This window comes from Pseudomonas khavaziana (assembly GCF_036704165.1).
GTDB lineage: Bacteria > Pseudomonadota > Gammaproteobacteria > Pseudomonadales > Pseudomonadaceae > Aquipseudomonas > Aquipseudomonas khavaziana.
The window spans coordinates 1947508-1963317 of the sequence record NZ_CP129946.1; the positions used below are offsets into that span (position 1 = coordinate 1947508).

The window sequence follows — 15810 nt, forward strand, 5'->3', positions numbered from 1 at the left end:
CTCCAGCGATCTTTAGCTGGCAATCAACTGACGCAGCACATAGTGCAAGATCCCGCCCGCCTTGAAGTATTCCACTTCATTCAAGGTATCAATCCGGCACAGCACCTCAACCTTCTCGCTGCTGCCATCTTCCCGGGTAATCACCAGTGTCAGGTTCATCCGCGGTTCGATCTCGGCATCCGTCAGCCCGAGGATATCGATCTTCTCCTTACCGGTGAGCTTGAGCGTCTTGCGGTTCTGGTCCAGCTTGAACTGCAACGGCAATACACCCATGCCCACCAGGTTGGAGCGGTGGATGCGCTCGAAACTCTCGGCAATCACCGCCTTGACCCCCAGCAGGTTGGTGCCTTTGGCTGCCCAGTCACGGCTGGAGCCGGTGCCGTATTCTTGCCCCGCGATCACCACCAGCGGCGTACCTGAGGCCTGGTACTTCATCGACGCATCGTAGATCGCCATCTTCTCGCCGGTGGGGATATACAGCGTGTTGCCGCCTTCCTCACCGCCGAGCATTTCATTGCGGATGCGGATATTGGCGAAGGTGCCGCGCATCATCACTTCATGGTTGCCCCGGCGTGAGCCGTAGGAGTTGAAGTCACGTGGTTCCACGCCTTGCTCGCGCAGGTAGCGCCCGGCCGGGCTGTCGGTCTTGATATTACCGGCAGGGGAGATGTGGTCGGTGGTCACCGAATCCCCCAGCAGAGCCAGCACGTTGGCGCCCTTGACGTCCTTGATCACCGGCAGCGGGCCGGCAATGTCGTCGAAGAACGGTGGATGCTGGATATAGGTGGAATCCTTCTGCCACACGTAGGTTGCCGCTTGTGGCACTTCAATCGCCTGCCACTGCTCGTCACCGGCAAACACCTCGGCATACTCCTTGTGGAACATGCTGGTACTGACCTGGGCCACCGCGTCGGCGATCTCCTGGCTGCTGGGCCAGATGTCCTTCAGGTACACAGGATTTCCGTTCTGATCGTTACCCAGTGGCTCGCTGCTGATGTCGATGCGCACAGTGCCGGCCAACGCGTAGGCGACTACCAGGGGGGGCGAGGCCAGCCAGTTGGTTTTCACCAGCGGGTGTACGCGGCCTTCGAAGTTGCGGTTACCCGAAAGCACCGAGGCCACGGCGAGGTCGGCCTTCTGGATGGCTTTTTCGATAGGCTCGGGCAACGGTCCGGAGTTACCGATACAGGTGGTGCAGCCGTAGCCCACCAAGTCGAAGCCGAGCTTGTCGAGGTATTGGGTGAGGCCCGCGGCCTTGTAGTAGTCGGTGACCACTTTGGAGCCCGGGGCCAGCGAGGTCTTGACCCAAGGTTTGCGGGTCAGGCCTTTTTCCACGGCTTTTTTCGCCACCAGCCCGGCTGCCATCATTACGCTGGGGTTGGAAGTGTTGGTGCAGGAGGTAATGGCCGCGATGACCACCGCGCCGTTTTTCAGGCGATAGGTCTGGCCGTCGTACTCGTAATCGGTTTCGCCCACCAGGTCAGCATTGCCCACGGCTACGCCGCCACCGCCTTCACTTTCCAGGCGGCCTTCTTCCTTGCTGGTGGGTTTGAATTGCAGGTCGAGGAAGTCACTGAACGCTTGGCCGACATTCGGCAGGGATACACGGTCCTGCGGGCGCTTGGGTCCGGCGAGGCTGGCTTCGACGCTGCCCATGTCCAGGGCCAGGGTGTCGGTGAACACCGGCTCCTGGCCGGCGTTGCGCCACAGGCCCTGAGCCTTGGTGTAGGCCTCCACCAGTTTGACCGTTTCTACCGGGCGACCGGACAGGCGCAGGTAGTCCAGAGTCACTTCGTCGACCGGGAAAAAGCCGCAGGTGGCGCCGTATTCCGGAGCCATGTTGGCAATGGTGGCGCGGTCGGCCAGGGGCAGGTCGGCCAGGCCGTCGCCGTAGAACTCGACGAATTTACCCACCACGCCTTTCTTGCGCAGCATCTGCGTGACGGTCAGCACCAGGTCGGTGGCGGTGATGCCTTCCCTGAGCTTGCCGGTGAGCTTGAAGCCGATCACTTCCGGGATCAGCATCGATACCGGTTGGCCGAGCATTGCCGCTTCGGCTTCGATCCCGCCCACGCCCCAGCCGAGTACGCCGAGGCCGTTGATCATGGTGGTGTGGGAGTCGGTGCCGACCAGGGTGTCGGGGAAGGCGTAGGTACGGCCGTCTTCCTCCTTGGTCCACACAGTGCGGCCCAGGTACTCTAGGTTGACCTGGTGGCAGATGCCGGTGCCCGGCGGGACCACGCTGAAGTTGTCGAAGGCGCTCTGGCCCCAGCGCAGGAAGGCGTAGCGTTCGCCGTTGCGCTGCATTTCGATATCGACGTTTTGCTCGAAGGCGCTGGTAGTACCAAATTTGTCGACCATCACCGAGTGGTCGATCACCAGGTCCACCGGCGACAGCGGGTTGATACGCTGCGGGTCGCCACCGGCTTTGGCCACGGCGGCGCGCATGGCGGCCAGGTCGACCACGGCGGGCACTCCGGTAAAGTCCTGCATCAGCACACGGGCGGGGCGGTACTGGATCTCGCGGTCGGACTGGCGTTCTTTGAGCCAGGCGGCGATGGCCTTGAGGTCGGTGCCGGTAACGGTCTTGGCATCTTCCCAGCGCAGCAGGTTTTCCAGCAGCACCTTGAGGGACATCGGCAGCTTATCCAGGTCACCCAGGCTCTTGGCGGCTTCGGGCAGGCTGAAGTAGTGGTAAGTCTTGCTGTCTATTTCCAGGGTTTTAAGGGTTCTCAGGCTATCAAGGGATGACATTACATGACTCCTTATGGTCCGCACGGCTACGGACCTGACGGGACGAACAGAGCTATCACGTTAGCGCTGTTTTCAATAGCAAGCTAATAACTGGACTCTATCGCCGAGCCCAAGGTTCCGAACTCGGCTATCATGCGCGCGTTTTCATGACAGGCATTGCGATAGCGCAAGGTCAGTTGATTCACCAGGAGAGTTGATGAACACCCTTTTTATGCACTGCCGCCCCGGCTTTGAAGGCGAAGTCTGTTCCGAGATCGCGGAACACGCCGCGCGCCTGAACGTTTCCGGCTACGCCAAGGCCAAGACCGGCAGCGCCTGCGCCGAATTTGTCTGCACCGAGGAAGACGGCGCCCGGCGCCTGATGCACGGCCAGCGCTTCGCCGAGCTGATCTTCCCAAGGCAGTGGGCGCGCGGGGTGTTTATCGACCTGCCGGAAACCGACCGCATCAGCGTGATCCTTACCCACCTGCGCGATTTCCCGGTGTGCGGCAGCCTGTGGCTGGAGATGGTCGATACCAATGACGGCAAGGAACTCTCAAACTTCTGCAAGAAATTCGAAGTGCACCTGCGCAAAGCCCTGCTGGGCGCCGGCCGGCTGGTGGATGACCCGAGCAAGCCGCGCCTGCTGCTGACTTTCAAGAGCGGCCGCGAAGCGTTCATGGGCCTGGCCGAGTCAAACAACTCGGCGATGTGGCCCATGGGCATCCCGCGCCTCAAGTTCCCACGTGACGCGCCCAGCCGCTCGACCCTGAAACTGGAAGAGGCCTGGCATCACTTTATCCCCCGTGACCAGTGGGACGAGCGCCTGCACGGCGACATGACCGGCGTTGATCTCGGCGCAGCACCGGGTGGCTGGACCTGGCAACTGGTCAACCGCGGCATGCTGGTGACCGCCATCGACAACGGCCCCATGGCCGAAAGCCTGATGGATACCGGCCTGGTGCAACACCTGATGGCCGACGGTTTCACCTTCGTGCCCAAGCAGCCGGTGGACTGGATGGTCTGCGATATCGTTGAAAAGCCGGCGCGTAATGCGGCGCTGCTGGAAACCTGGATCGGCGAGGGATATTGCCGCGAGGCGGTGGTCAACCTCAAGCTACCGATGAAACAGCGTTACGCCGAGGTGAAGCGCCTGCTCGAACGCATCGAGGAGGGCTTCAAGGCACGCGGCATACGTGTGGAGATCGGCTGCAAGCAGCTGTACCACGACCGCGAGGAAGTGACGTGCCACCTGCGCCGTCTGGTAGACGTAAAGAAATCCAAAAACCGCTGAAATCAAATGTGGGAGCGGGCTTGCCCGCGATAGCGGTATAACAGTCGAAATCTATGTTGAATGTGCCCACGTCATCGCGGGCAAGCCCACTCCCACATAAGAGCGGGCCTGTTTCAGGAGTGAAGTATGAGTGTTGATTTACCCGTAGACGGCACCCTCGACGCCACCGGCCTCAATTGCCCGGAGCCGGTGATGATGCTGCACCAGCATATCCGTGACCTGCCTGCGGGTGGCTTGCTCAAGGTGATCGCCACCGACCCGTCGACCCGCCGTGACATCCCCAAGTTCTGTGTGTTTCTTGACCACGAGCTGGTGGATCAACAGGAAGATGCTGGCACCTACCTGTACTGGATCCGCAAGAAAGCCGATTGACCTGTAGGAGCGAGCTTGCTCGCGAAAAACTCTAACGATAACGCAGCACTTCCGGTTTAACGCGGCGCTCTCAAGTTTTTCGCGAGCAAGCTCGCTCCTACAGGGCGCGTGCGTTGTCTGCGCGAATGCGCCGGCGTGCACTGCGCGCCAGGCGCACCAGCAACATCCCCGCCGCACAGCTCAAGCCGACAATCAGCCCTTGCCACAAGCCGCTTGGGCCGCTGGGCTCGCCGAGCCAGTCGGTCAGCCCCAGGGCGTAACCCACCGGCAACCCTACGCCCCAATAGGCGAACAATGTCAGCACCATGGTCACCCGGGTGTCCTGGTAGCCGCGCAGTGCGCCGGCGGCGGTGACCTGGATCGAGTCGGAGAACTGGAACAGCGCCGAAAATACAATCAGCATCGATGCCAGGTGGATCACCACCGGGTCCGGTGTATAGATCGCGGCGATCTGCTCACGAAACACCAGCATCAGGCTGCACGACAGGCACGCATAGGCCAGTGCGGTGCCCATGCCGACCCCCGCAGCGAAGCGCGCTTCGCGGGGTTCGCCACGGCCCAGGGCCTGGCCGACCCGTACGGTCACGGCCATGCTCAGGGAGTAGGGGATCATGAACACCAAGGAACTGACGTTGAGCGCGATCTGATGGCCGGACACCACGGTAGCCCCCAGGCTGCCAAGCAACAGGGCAATCACCGCGAATATGCTCGACTCGGCGAAGATCGCCACACCAATCGGCAGGCCGATGCCCAATATGCGCTTGATCACCGTCCATTGCGGCCAGTCGAAACGCTTGAACAATTCGCTGCTCTGGTAAACCGGGCCCCAGCGCGTCCAGCCGGCCAGGCCGAGCATCATCACCCACATTGCAATCGCCGTGGCCCAGCCGCAACCCACGCCGCCCATCGCCGGCACGCCGAAGTGGCCGTAGATGAAGATGTAGTTCAACGGAATATTCAGCGCCAGGCCGCACAGGCCCATGACCATGCTCGGCCGTGTGCGGCCCAGCCCGTCACTGAAACAGCGCAGCACGTAATACAGCGCAATCGCCGGCATACCTGCGGCGATGCCATGCAGGTAACCCATGGACGGCTCGATCAGGTCAGGCTCGACCTTCATCGCATGCAGGATCGGCTCGGCGCATAGCAACAACAGCGCGCCGCAGAGGCCGACCACCACGGCCAACCACAACGATTGGCGCACCAACGGCCCGATCTCGGTGAGTTTGCCCGCGCCATAACGCTCGGCAACTTTCGGCGTGGTGGCCAGCAAGGTGCCCGTCATCAGCAGGTACACCGGGATCCAGATCGAGTTACCCAGGCCGACCGCTGCCAGGTCCTGGGGGCTGACACGCCCGGCCATCACCGCATCGACAAAGCTCATCGCGGTGGTCGCCAGTTGGCCGATCATGATCGGCAAGGCCAGCGTCAGCAGGCCGCGCACTTCCCGGCTGATGCGCGCGGGGCGGGAGAGGGTAGCGGTGGCAGTGTTCACGTACAGGTGTCCAATCAAAAGGCAGTCGCAAGGACGGCGGATTCTACGCTTTGACGCAGCGGTCAGGAAAAAACCTGTGTTGTTGATTTGTAATGCAACCTCGCAGGCACTCCATGACCCTGGTGGGAGGGGGCTTGCTCCCGATAGCGGTGTGTCAGTTGATGCATCTGTGACTGAACAACCGCTATCGGGAGCAAGCCCCCTCCCACAGGGATCTGTTGTGTTACTTGAATCCCATGCCTGTACACTGCTGATCCGCCAAAGGAGCCTGCCATGCTGATTGTTGCCGACGAAAATATCCCGCTGCTCGATGCATTCTTCGAAGGGTTTGGCGAGATTCGCCGTGTGCCCGGTCGGTCCATCGACCGCGCCACCGTCGCGCAGGCCGACGTGCTGCTGGTGCGCTCGGTGACCAACGTCAACCGTGCCTTGCTCGAAGGCAGCAACGTGCGCTTCGTCGGCACCTGCACCATCGGCACCGACCACTTGGACCTCGATTACTTCAAGCAGGCGGGTATCCAGTGGTCCAGCGCGCCGGGCTGCAATGCCCGTGGCGTCGTGGACTACGTGCTCGGCAGCTTGCAGACCCTGGCCGAAATCGAAGGGGTTGAGCTTGGCCAGCGCACCTATGGCGTGGTCGGGGCCGGTGAAGTCGGCGGGCGGCTGGTCAAGGTGCTCAAGGGCCTGGGCTGGAACGTGCTGGTCTGCGATCCTCCGCGACAAATCGCCGAAGACGGTGACTACGTCAGCCTGCAGCAGATCATCGAGCAGTGCGACGTGATCAGCTTGCACACACCGCTGACCAAATCCGGCAATGGCTCCACCTGGCACTTGTTCGATCGTCAGCGTCTGGAGCAGCTCAGGCCCGGTACCTGGCTGATCAATGCCAGCCGTGGTGCAGTGGTGGATAACGCCGCCCTGCGTGAGGTGCTGCTGGCCCGTGAAGACCTGCAAGCCGTGTTGGATGTGTGGGAAGGTGAGCCCGAGGTGGATGTCGACCTGGCTGATCTGTGCGTGCTGGCCACGCCGCACATCGCTGGCTACAGCCTTGATGGCAAGCAGCGCGGCACGGCGCAGATCTACCAGGCGTTCTGCGCGCACCTGGGCCAGGAGCCAAGTGTTCAGTTGAGTGAGTTATTGCCGGCACCGTGGCTGGCCGAAGTGCACCTTGACGCTGCTACCGATCCGGCCTGGGCGCTGGCGACGCTGTGCCGCAGTGTGTACGACCCGCGCCGTGATGATGCAGATTTTCGTCGCAGCCTGGTGGGCACAGTGGAAGAACAGCGCAAGGCGTTTGACCTGCTGCGCAAGCACTACCCACAGCGCCGTGAGATCGATGGTTTGAAGGTGCGCATCAATGGGGATTCGGAGATGCTGTCGCAGATCGTCACTGCTCTCGGTGCCGAACGCTTGTCACTGTAGGAGCGAGCTTGCTCGCGAAGAACCCGAGAGCGCCGCGTGCATCCAGGATGACCGGGTTTTTATTGACGCTTTTCGCGAGCAAGCTCGCTCCTACAGGGATGTAAGCAAAAAACCCGGCCATCTGGGCCGGGTTTGAAAGAGCGCGGGCGTATCAGCCTTGCTGGGCAGGTTTGACCAGACGCTGTTCCAGCTCGCTGCAGGCTTGCTGGATCATCTCTTCGGTAATCTGCACTTCGCGGCCCTTGGCATCGATGTACGAGCATGGCAGTTGCTGCGGCTGGCGGATCACTTCAATCTTGGCGTTGCTGCTATCTTGCAAGGTCATGGCCTGTCTCCTCATCAGGTTGTGTACCTACTCTAAATCCCCCGCGTGAACGCGCTGTTACAACTCCCTACGCGATCGTCGGTTCGAACACCCAGTCCACCAGAAACCGGTACATATTTCCAGATGAGTCTTAGACCGATAGCCTCTATGGGCTTGCGTCGGCGGGCATAATTAACCTGACTCATTGTTATTCACGCAAGTTCCCCCAATGTTGAGGTATACAGACTCCTCATTGGTGATGTCCCCATGCTCTCGACCCGTCAACGCCGTGCGATTCGCCTGGCCAGCCGCTTTATTGCGCCCTACCGCTGGCAGGCGCTGGGCGCCCTGTTGGCGCTCATCATCACTGCCGGTATCACCCTGTCCATGGGGCAGGGCATACGCCTGCTGGTCGACCAGGGCTTCATGACCCAGTCTCCGCACCTGCTCAACCAGTCCATAGGTCTGTTCATGGTGCTGGTGCTGGGCCTGGCCGTGGGCACCTTCACGCGGTTTTACCTGGTGTCGTGGATAGGCGAGCGGGTGGTGGCGGATATTCGCCGGCAGGTGTTCAACCACCTGATCTATCTGCACCCGGGCTTCTACGAGAACAACCGCAGCTCGGAAATCCAGTCGCGGCTGACCACCGACACCACGTTGTTGCAATCGGTGATCGGCTCCTCGCTGTCGCTGTTCCTGCGCAATGCCCTGATGGTCATCGGTGGCATCGTGCTGCTGTTCATCACCAACCCCAAGCTCACCAGTATCGTGGTGGTGGCACTGCCCCTGGTGCTGGCACCGATCCTGATTTTCGGTCGCCGTGTGCGCAGCCTGTCGCGTCAGAGCCAGGACCGCATCGCCGATGTCGGTAGCTACGTCTCTGAAACCCTCGGTCAGATCAAGACAGTGCAGGCCTACAACCATCAGGTGCAGGACGAACAGCGTTTCGCCGTCACCGTGGAAGAGGCTTTCACTACCGCTCGTAAACGCATCTTGCAGCGCTCCTGGCTGATTACCCTGGTGATCATGTTGGTGCTTGGCGCCGTGGGCGTGATGCTCTGGGTGGGGGGCATGGACGTGATCAGCGGGCGCATTTCCGGCGGTGAGCTGGCGGCATTTGTGTTCTACAGCCTGATCGTCGGTAGCGCCGTCGGCACCCTGAGCGAAGTGCTCGGCGAGTTGCAGCGTGCCGCCGGCGCGGCCGAGCGCATTGGCGAACTGTTGCAGTCAAGCAACGACATCCAGGCGCCGGCCAATGGCAGCGTACGTTTGCCTGAGCGGGTCAGTGGCCACATGGAGCTGCAAGACCTGCGCTTCTCCTACCCCTCACGGCCTGACAGCTACGCCATCGATGGCTTGAACCTGACCATCAATCCCGGCGAAACCCTGGCGCTGGTAGGCCCATCAGGCGCGGGCAAGTCGACAATCTTCGACCTGCTGCTGCGCTTCTACGATCCCCAGCAAGGGCGCATCCTGCTCGAAGGCCGCCCGCTGACCGAACTGGACCCCCTGGACCTGCGCCGCCATTTCGCCCTGGTGTCCCAGAGCCCGGCGCTGTTTTTCGGCAGCGTCGAGGAAAACATCCGCTACGGCAATCCCTCCGCGACTATGGCCGAGGTCGAAGCCGCTGCGCGTATCGCCCATGCTCACGACTTCATCCTGCAGATGCCCGACGGCTACCAGACCCATCTCGGCGATGGCGGCATGGGCCTCTCCGGCGGCCAGCGCCAACGCCTTGCCATCGCCCGCGCCTTGTTGGTCGACGCGCCGATCCTGTTGCTGGACGAGGCCACCAGTGCTCTAGACGCGCAGAGTGAGCACCTGATCCAGCAAGCACTGCCGCAGTTGATGCAAGGAAGAACCACGCTGGTGATTGCTCACCGCCTGGCGACCGTCAAGAATGCCGATCGGATAGCGGTGATGGATCAAGGCAAGCTTGTGGCGGTGGGTACGCATCGGCAATTGATTGCGAGCAATCCGCTGTATGCGCGGTTGGCGGCGTTGCAGTTCAGTGAAGGGGGGGAGACGGAATGAAGCTGCGATACCTCTGCTCAATGAGGCATCATGTGATCTTTCGTTATTGATCTGGATGAGGACATGAGCCGTTATCAACCTCCGTTGACGCTGACTCCAAAAATGCTGGCCCTTGTGGCAGATATCAGTGAGCAGATTGGTCAGCTTTCAGTCGGTGACGATGGCCGCCAGACGCCTCAGTTAAGGCGCGGCAATCGAATTCGCACCATTCAGGCTTCACTGGCGATCGAAAACAACACGCTCAGCGTCGAGCAGGTGACGGCTGTTCTGGAAGGTAAGCGGGTGCTGGGCTTGCCCCGGGAAATTCAGGAAGTGCGTAATGCATTTGCTGCTTACGAGGCCATGCCGCAGTGGAATCCAGGTGATCGTGTCGACCTGCTCAAGGCTCACGAACTGCTCATGTTTGGATTGATCGACGATGTCGGTCGGTTTCGACAGACAGGTGTCGGCATCTATCGCGGCGAGCAACTTGTCCATATGGCGCCGCCTGCGAGCCGTGTAACTCACTTGGTGGACGATTTGCTGCAATGGCTGGCGGTTTCCGACTGGCATCCGTTGATAGCCAGTTGCGTCTTCCATTATGAGTTCGAATTCATTCATCCATTTGCAGACGGTAATGGGCGGATGGGGCGGCTCTGGCAAACCTTGATACTCAGCCAGTGGCGCTCGGTGCTGGCCTACCTGCCTGTGGAAGCGGTGATTCGAGAGCAGCAAGAGGCTTACTACGCCGCACTGTCCGCAGCAGACCAGCAAGCGCAGGCAACGCCCTTTGTTGAGTTCATGCTACAGGCGTTGAACTTGGCGCTGGCCGAAGCTGGACAAAGTGGGCTTCCAGCAGCGCCATAAAAAAATGCCCGCATTTATCAATGCGGGCATTTTCTTAAAGCTTCAAACTTATCGCTTGAAACTGCTCTTATCACTGATCGTCAAAATACCGCTCATGCCAATCCACCAACGGCTGTGGCGAATTGAGCTTCTGCCCGTAGATCACCGAATAAGACAGCACGTTCTGCACATACTGGCGGGTTTCGTCGAAGGGGATACTTTCCACCCAAACATCGAAACTCAGGTGGTCTGCGCCGCGCAGCCATTGGCGCACGCGGCCGGGGCCGGCGTTGTAGGCGGCGGAGGCGAGCACGCGGTTTCCGTTGAACTGGCTGTGCACCTGGCTCAGGTAGGCGGCGCCCAGCTGGATGTTTTTGTCCGGGTCCAGCACCTGGGCAGGGGAGGCCAGGGGGATGCTGAACTTGCGCGCAGTCTCTTTGGCGGTACCAGGCATCAGTTGCATCAGGCCGCTGGCGCCCACGCCGGAGCGAGCGTCGTCCATAAAGGCACTTTCCTGGCGCGTGATAGCGAATATCCAGCTCGAATGCAGGCCTCGTACCTTGGCTTCTCGCACCAGGGTGTCGCGGTGGGCCATCGGGAAGCGGATGTCCAGGTCATCCCAGTACTGCGCCTGGCTGATGGTACGGATCGCAGGGAAGTACCACTTCATGTCGTAGGCCAGCTTGGCCTGGGCAACCATCTCGTCACGGTTGAAGTGGCGGCTGACGTGATACCACTCGCGGCGGCCGTCGACGATCTGGCCGCGGGCATAGAACTCCAGCGCGCGGCGTACACCTGGAGTATTGCGGACCTTGTTGACCAGCGCCTGGCTCATCACCAGCGGCTTATTGTTCAACTGGTAGGGGGATTTGGAACGATCAGCAGCGAGAAAGCCGTAGAAGTCCCGCTCTTTGGCTACGTTCTTGTAGAGCACCAGCGCCTGCGGGTTTTGCGGCTCGGCCAGCTCCAGGCTGCGCGCCTGCCAGTAGCGCCAACGGTTGCTGGTGGCCAGGTCTTGTGGGAGCTTGCGGGTCAACTGGTAGGCATCTTCCCAGCGTGCCAGGCGCAACAGCAGGCGCAGGCGCCATTCTGAGACGGTGTTGTCGCGCAGTTCCGGGTCGTACTTGGTCATTACTTCCAGCGCGCGGGGGTCGAAGCGCTTGGCCAGGGTCAGGCCGATCTCGCGGGCAATCGACACTTTTTCGTCACGGGAGAAGTGCATGCTGCTGGCATAACCGTCGAGCAGGGCCATGGCCTTGTCTGGATCCTGGCGCGCCAGGCGACGCAGGCCCAGGCCCACGGCGTCCGACATCGCCTCGGTGGCTGGCATGAAGCGTGACGGGTCACTGAGCATGTCGGGCTTCTGCGCCACATCCACCATCAGCCGGCCTTGGGCGCCGAGGGTTGGCAGGGTTTTCACCAGGCTGTTGGCCAGCGCGTAGTTACGGGCTTCGGCGGCGAGCTTGGCGCGGTCCCAGATCTTCTGTTCGGTCAGTTGGCCGGCAGCGGCCCATTGGCCGAAGGTGGCGTCACAGGCGGTCGGCTGGGTTTTGCCGGTCATCCACAGTTTTTCGGCGGTCTTGTAGCCTTCAGCCTTGAGATTGTGGCTGAGCTGGTACTGGCCATGCAGGCAGTCGAGTTCGACGAAATTGAGCTTGGCGTCGTAGTACTTTTCAAAGGTCTGCCAATCGCCACGCTCGGCCAGCCAGCGCAGCCAACGCAGTTTCATCCAGTTGGCCTGGGGCAGGTCGCCGTGTTTGGCGAGGAACTGTTCGATTTCCTCGTTACTCGCGGTTTTCAGGCGTGCGGTCAGCTCGTCATACGCCAGGTACGGCGTGAGCGGGTAGTCGGCCAGGGCCTGGCTGTATTGCATGTAGGGGCCGCTGTCGCCCTTGGCCAGGGCGCGTTTGGCTTGATCGTAATACTGACGTTGGGTAGTGAGGTCCACCGCCTGGGCGGATTGAACGGCAGTGGCGGAAAGAAGCAGGCAAGATAAAAAGTTGAAAAGGCGACTGCGCATGAGACGTCCGTGCAGAGAAATCACGACTAGCACCGGCACTGCCGACACTGATTGCCCCTAGCTTAGCCTTTTGCCAGCGGCCCGCGAAAGCTTTGCCGGCCGGTTGGTTGAAGATCGCCGGAAATGTCCTACAGAACGTGTCGATAGAGAAAATCCCGACCGCATCCCACCCTCAAGTCAGGTAGAATGCGCGCCCAGTTTTTGGAGAAGCGTATGACCCTGCTCAAATTCAGCGATGTGTCCCTTGCTTTCGGCGCCATGCCGTTGTTGGACAAGGTGTCCTGGCAGATCGCCCGTGGTGAGCGGGTGTGCATCATCGGCCGCAACGGCACCGGCAAGTCCAGCATGATGAAGCTGGTAAAAGGCGACCAGAAGCCCGATGACGGCTCTGTGTGGCGTGCCCCGGGCCTCAAGATCGGCGAATTGCCGCAAGAATTGCCGGTGGCCGACGGACGGACAGTGTTCGACGTGGTTGCCGAAGGCCTGGACGGCGTTGGCGAGTTGCTCGCGCAATACCATCACCTGGCGCAGAACTGCGTCACCGAGGAAGACCTGGACAAGCTGATGCACGTCCAGCAAGACCTCGAAGCCCGTGACGGCTGGCGCTTGCAGCAACTGGTGGACAGCACCCTGAGCCGCCTGCAACTGCCGGCCGACAAGACCCTCGCCGAGTTGTCCGGCGGCTGGCGTCGCCGTGTGCTGCTGGCCCAGGCGCTGGTGTCCGAGCCGGACCTGCTGCTGCTCGACGAACCGACCAACCACCTGGACATCGGCGCCATCGCCTGGCTTGAAGAAGCCATCAAGGACTTCCAGGGCGCCGTGCTGTTTATCACGCACGACCGTGCATTCCTGCAGAGCCTGGCTACGCGCATCCTCGAGCTGGACCGTGGCGGCCTGATCGACTGGAACGGCGACTACGCCAGCTTCCTGGTACACAAGGAAGCCGCCCTGGCTGCCGAAGAAACCGCCAACGCGCTGTTTGACAAAAAGCTGGCCCAGGAAGAAGTCTGGATCCGCCAGGGTATCAAGGCCCGTCGCACCCGTAACGAAGGCCGCGTACGTGCCTTGAAAGCCTTGCGCGTCGAGCGTAGCGAACGTCGCGAGCGTACCGGCAAGGCCAATATCCAGCTGGATACCGCCGACAAGTCGGGCAAACAAGTCATGGTGCTGGAGAACGTCAGCTTCCATCACCCGGACGGCCCGTTCCTGATCAAGGACTTTTCCATGGTCCTGCAGCGCGGCGACCGTATTGGCCTGCTGGGCGCCAACGGCACCGGCAAGACCACCCTGCTCAAGCTGATGCTCAGTGGTCTGCAACCGACCAGTGGCAAGGTGGAAGAGGGCACGCGCATCGACGTGGCCTACTTTGACCAGTTGCGCCATCAGCTGGACCTGGAAAAGACCGTGATCGACAACGTCGCCGAAGGCCGCGACTTTATCGACATCGACGGCCAGAGCCGCCATGTGCTCAGCTACCTGGGCGATTTCCTGTTCAGCCCGCAACGTGCGCGTACGCCGGTCAAAGCTCTGTCCGGTGGTGAGCGTGCGCGTCTGCTGCTGGCCAAGCTGTTCAGCAAGCCGGCCAACCTGCTGGTGCTCGACGAACCGACCAACGACCTCGATGTGGAAACCCTCGAGTTGCTCGAAGAAGTGCTGCTCACATTCAACGGCACTGTGCTGATGGTCAGCCACGACCGGGAATTCCTCGACAACGTGGTCACCAGTACCCTGGTCTTTGAAGGTGAAGGCAAGGTGCGCGAATACGTTGGTGGTTACCAGGACTGGCTGCGCCAGGGCGGCTCGCCGCGCCTGCTGGGGGTGACCGAGAGCAAGTCCGGCAAGGCCGACCTGACCTCTGCGGTGGTGACGCCTGTGCAAGAGGCTGCACCGGCCCAGGAAGCTGCACCGGCGGCCAAGAAGAAACTCAGCTACAAGCTGCAGCGTGAGCTGGAAGCCTTGCCGGGTGAGATCGACGCCAAGGAACAGCAGATCGCTGCGGTCGAAGCTGAAATGGCTGACGCCGGTTTCTATCTGCGCCCTGCGGCAGAAACCGCCAAGGTCATCGCTTCCCTGGAGACGTTGAACCAGGAGCTGGAAGCGTTGGTTGAGCGTTGGGCCGAGCTGGATGCCTGAGTGATTGCTGGGCAATAAAAAACCCGGTGTTCATCTGATGAACACCGGGTTTTCTATATGAAGTGCGATTCAAAATGTGGGAAGGGCGGTGCGACGATTCGACTTGCCCCCGATGAGGGAATGCCAGTTGATACATCTGTAACTGACCCGCCGCCCTCGGGGGCAAGCCCCTCCCACATTAGCCTCCATCGGTCTTACGAATTTTTTACCAGCTTGACGGCCAGTACATCGCACGGCGCGCCGTGCAGTACATCATTGGCAGTAGAACCCAGCAACAACGCCAAACCGTGACGACCATGGCTACCCACCACGATCAAGTCGCAAGCCTTTTCCTTGGCCAAGTGGTGGATTTCCTGGCGCGGTTGGCCGTATGTCAGATGGCAGTCTTCTTTTTTCAAGTGCGGGTATTTGAGAATCAAACGGTCCAGGCGCTCCTTGGCCTGGTCAAATTGTTGTTGCTGCAACTGGGAAAGGTCCATCGGTACGTCACCGCCAAAGGCCATGGCCATGGGCTCGACGATATGCACCAGCGACAGTATGGCGCCATTGGCCAATGCAGATTCCTGAGCGCGCTTGATCACCGGATCGCACTCTTCGGTCAGATCGACAGCGACCAGAATATGTTTGTAGGGCATGAGGCGTTCCTCCAAGGGACTGCAATAAGTTCAGTATGGCTGCTTTCAAGCGGATGGGGTTGCGTCAGGTCAAATCCGCTCATCTAGAAATTCGGGAGTACACATATGACGGTGTGGATAGTGGTGTCAATCCTTGCGGTGGTTTTAAGCCCCCTGGCCTGGTTGCGCCCGTCGCGTGGGCAGAGCGGGCGCATGGCCCTGCGCATGGAGGCGCGCCGCATCGGCCTGGCCATGCAGCTCGCGCCTCAGGAGTGGCCGCATTGGCTCAAGCAGGAGCCGCCGAGCCCCTGTGCGCAATACTGTCGACCACGTCGCGGCAGCACCCCGGCCCTCTGGAGTTACTGGCAGCTGGAGCCGGGGGTATGGGTCAATCAATGGCGTGAAGTGTGCGTAGATGAAAAGTTGTTGCCGCATTTTGCAACGCTGCCGGCGAACGTCTACAAGGTCGAGGCCGACAAGCAGATGATCGCCTTGTATTGGGGTGAAAAGGGCGACGCGAGCGTGTTGAAGGACATCGATACGCTGCTCAAAGCCCTGGCCTGA

General features: G+C 60.9%; 11 protein-coding genes and 1 pseudogene. 7 read left to right on the forward strand and 5 right to left on the reverse strand.

Annotation, left to right across the window (positions count from 1 at the left end):
• Positions 1-12: 12 nt before the first annotated feature.
• Positions 13-2754 (reverse strand): aconitate hydratase AcnA, encoded by a 2742-nt coding sequence (gene acnA / locus QYQ93_RS08670; RefSeq protein WP_043046519.1) that lies wholly within the window; start codon positions 2752-2754, stop codon positions 13-15.
• 196 nt (positions 2755-2950) lie between these two features.
• Between acnA and rlmM the strand changes: the two genes are divergently transcribed.
• Complete coding sequence (gene rlmM, locus QYQ93_RS08675; protein WP_338476729.1) at positions 2951-4027, forward strand: 23S rRNA (cytidine(2498)-2'-O)-methyltransferase RlmM; 1077 nt, start codon at positions 2951-2953, stop codon at positions 4025-4027.
• A gap of 126 nt (positions 4028-4153) precedes the next feature.
• Positions 4154-4399: a sulfurtransferase TusA gene (tusA, locus tag QYQ93_RS08680; RefSeq protein ID WP_032877224.1), complete on the forward strand. Its 246-nt coding sequence runs from the start codon at positions 4154-4156 to the stop codon at positions 4397-4399.
• 97 nt (positions 4400-4496) lie between these two features.
• Here the strand turns inward: tusA and QYQ93_RS08685 are convergent, their stop codons facing one another.
• The gene (locus tag QYQ93_RS08685) at positions 4497-5894 is read right to left on the reverse strand and encodes an MATE family efflux transporter (RefSeq protein WP_043046522.1); all 1398 of its coding nucleotides are present in this window, start codon (positions 5892-5894) and stop codon (positions 4497-4499) included.
• Between the two features lie 273 nt (positions 5895-6167).
• Between QYQ93_RS08685 and pdxB the strand changes: the two genes are divergently transcribed.
• The gene (pdxB, locus tag QYQ93_RS08690; protein WP_338476730.1) at positions 6168-7316 is read left to right on the forward strand and encodes a 4-phosphoerythronate dehydrogenase PdxB; all 1149 of its coding nucleotides are present in this window, start codon (positions 6168-6170) and stop codon (positions 7314-7316) included.
• A 151-nt stretch (positions 7317-7467) separates the two neighbouring features.
• Here pdxB and QYQ93_RS08695 read toward each other — a convergent pair whose 3' ends face one another.
• Positions 7468-7641 carry a PA1571 family protein gene (locus tag QYQ93_RS08695; RefSeq protein ID WP_043047507.1) on the reverse strand — a complete coding sequence of 58 codons (174 nt, stop codon included), beginning with the start codon at positions 7639-7641 and terminating at the stop codon, positions 7468-7470.
• Between the two features lie 246 nt (positions 7642-7887).
• Between QYQ93_RS08695 and QYQ93_RS08700 the strand changes: the two genes are divergently transcribed.
• Together QYQ93_RS08700 and QYQ93_RS08705 are read left to right on the forward strand one after the other, a co-directional pair.
• Positions 7888-9654 (forward strand): ABC transporter transmembrane domain-containing protein, encoded by a 1767-nt coding sequence (locus QYQ93_RS08700; protein ID WP_338476731.1) that lies wholly within the window; start codon positions 7888-7890, stop codon positions 9652-9654.
• Positions 9655-9717: 63 nt separating this feature from the next.
• Positions 9718-10479, forward strand: a pseudogene (locus QYQ93_RS08705) (Fic family protein); the annotation flags it as partial.
• A gap of 91 nt (positions 10480-10570) precedes the next feature.
• Here QYQ93_RS08705 and QYQ93_RS08710 read toward each other — a convergent pair.
• A complete protein-coding gene (locus tag QYQ93_RS08710; RefSeq protein WP_043047504.1) occupies positions 10571-12499 on the reverse strand; it encodes a transglycosylase SLT domain-containing protein in 1929 nt (642 codons plus the stop codon).
• Positions 12500-12712: 213 nt separating this feature from the next.
• Between QYQ93_RS08710 and QYQ93_RS08715 the strand changes: the two genes are divergently transcribed.
• On the forward strand, positions 12713-14632 hold the full coding sequence (locus tag QYQ93_RS08715; RefSeq protein ID WP_032877220.1) for an ATP-binding cassette domain-containing protein: 1920 nt from the start codon (positions 12713-12715) through the stop codon (positions 14630-14632).
• Positions 14633-14826: 194 nt separating this feature from the next.
• Here the strand turns inward: QYQ93_RS08715 and QYQ93_RS08720 are convergent, their stop codons facing one another.
• On the reverse strand, positions 14827-15267 hold the full coding sequence (locus tag QYQ93_RS08720; protein WP_043047503.1) for a universal stress protein: 441 nt from the start codon (positions 15265-15267) through the stop codon (positions 14827-14829).
• Positions 15268-15372: 105 nt separating this feature from the next.
• On the opposite strand from QYQ93_RS08720, the gene QYQ93_RS08725 reads away from it, so the two are divergent.
• Positions 15373-15810 (forward strand): hypothetical protein, encoded by a 438-nt coding sequence (locus QYQ93_RS08725; protein WP_043047502.1) that lies wholly within the window; start codon positions 15373-15375, stop codon positions 15808-15810.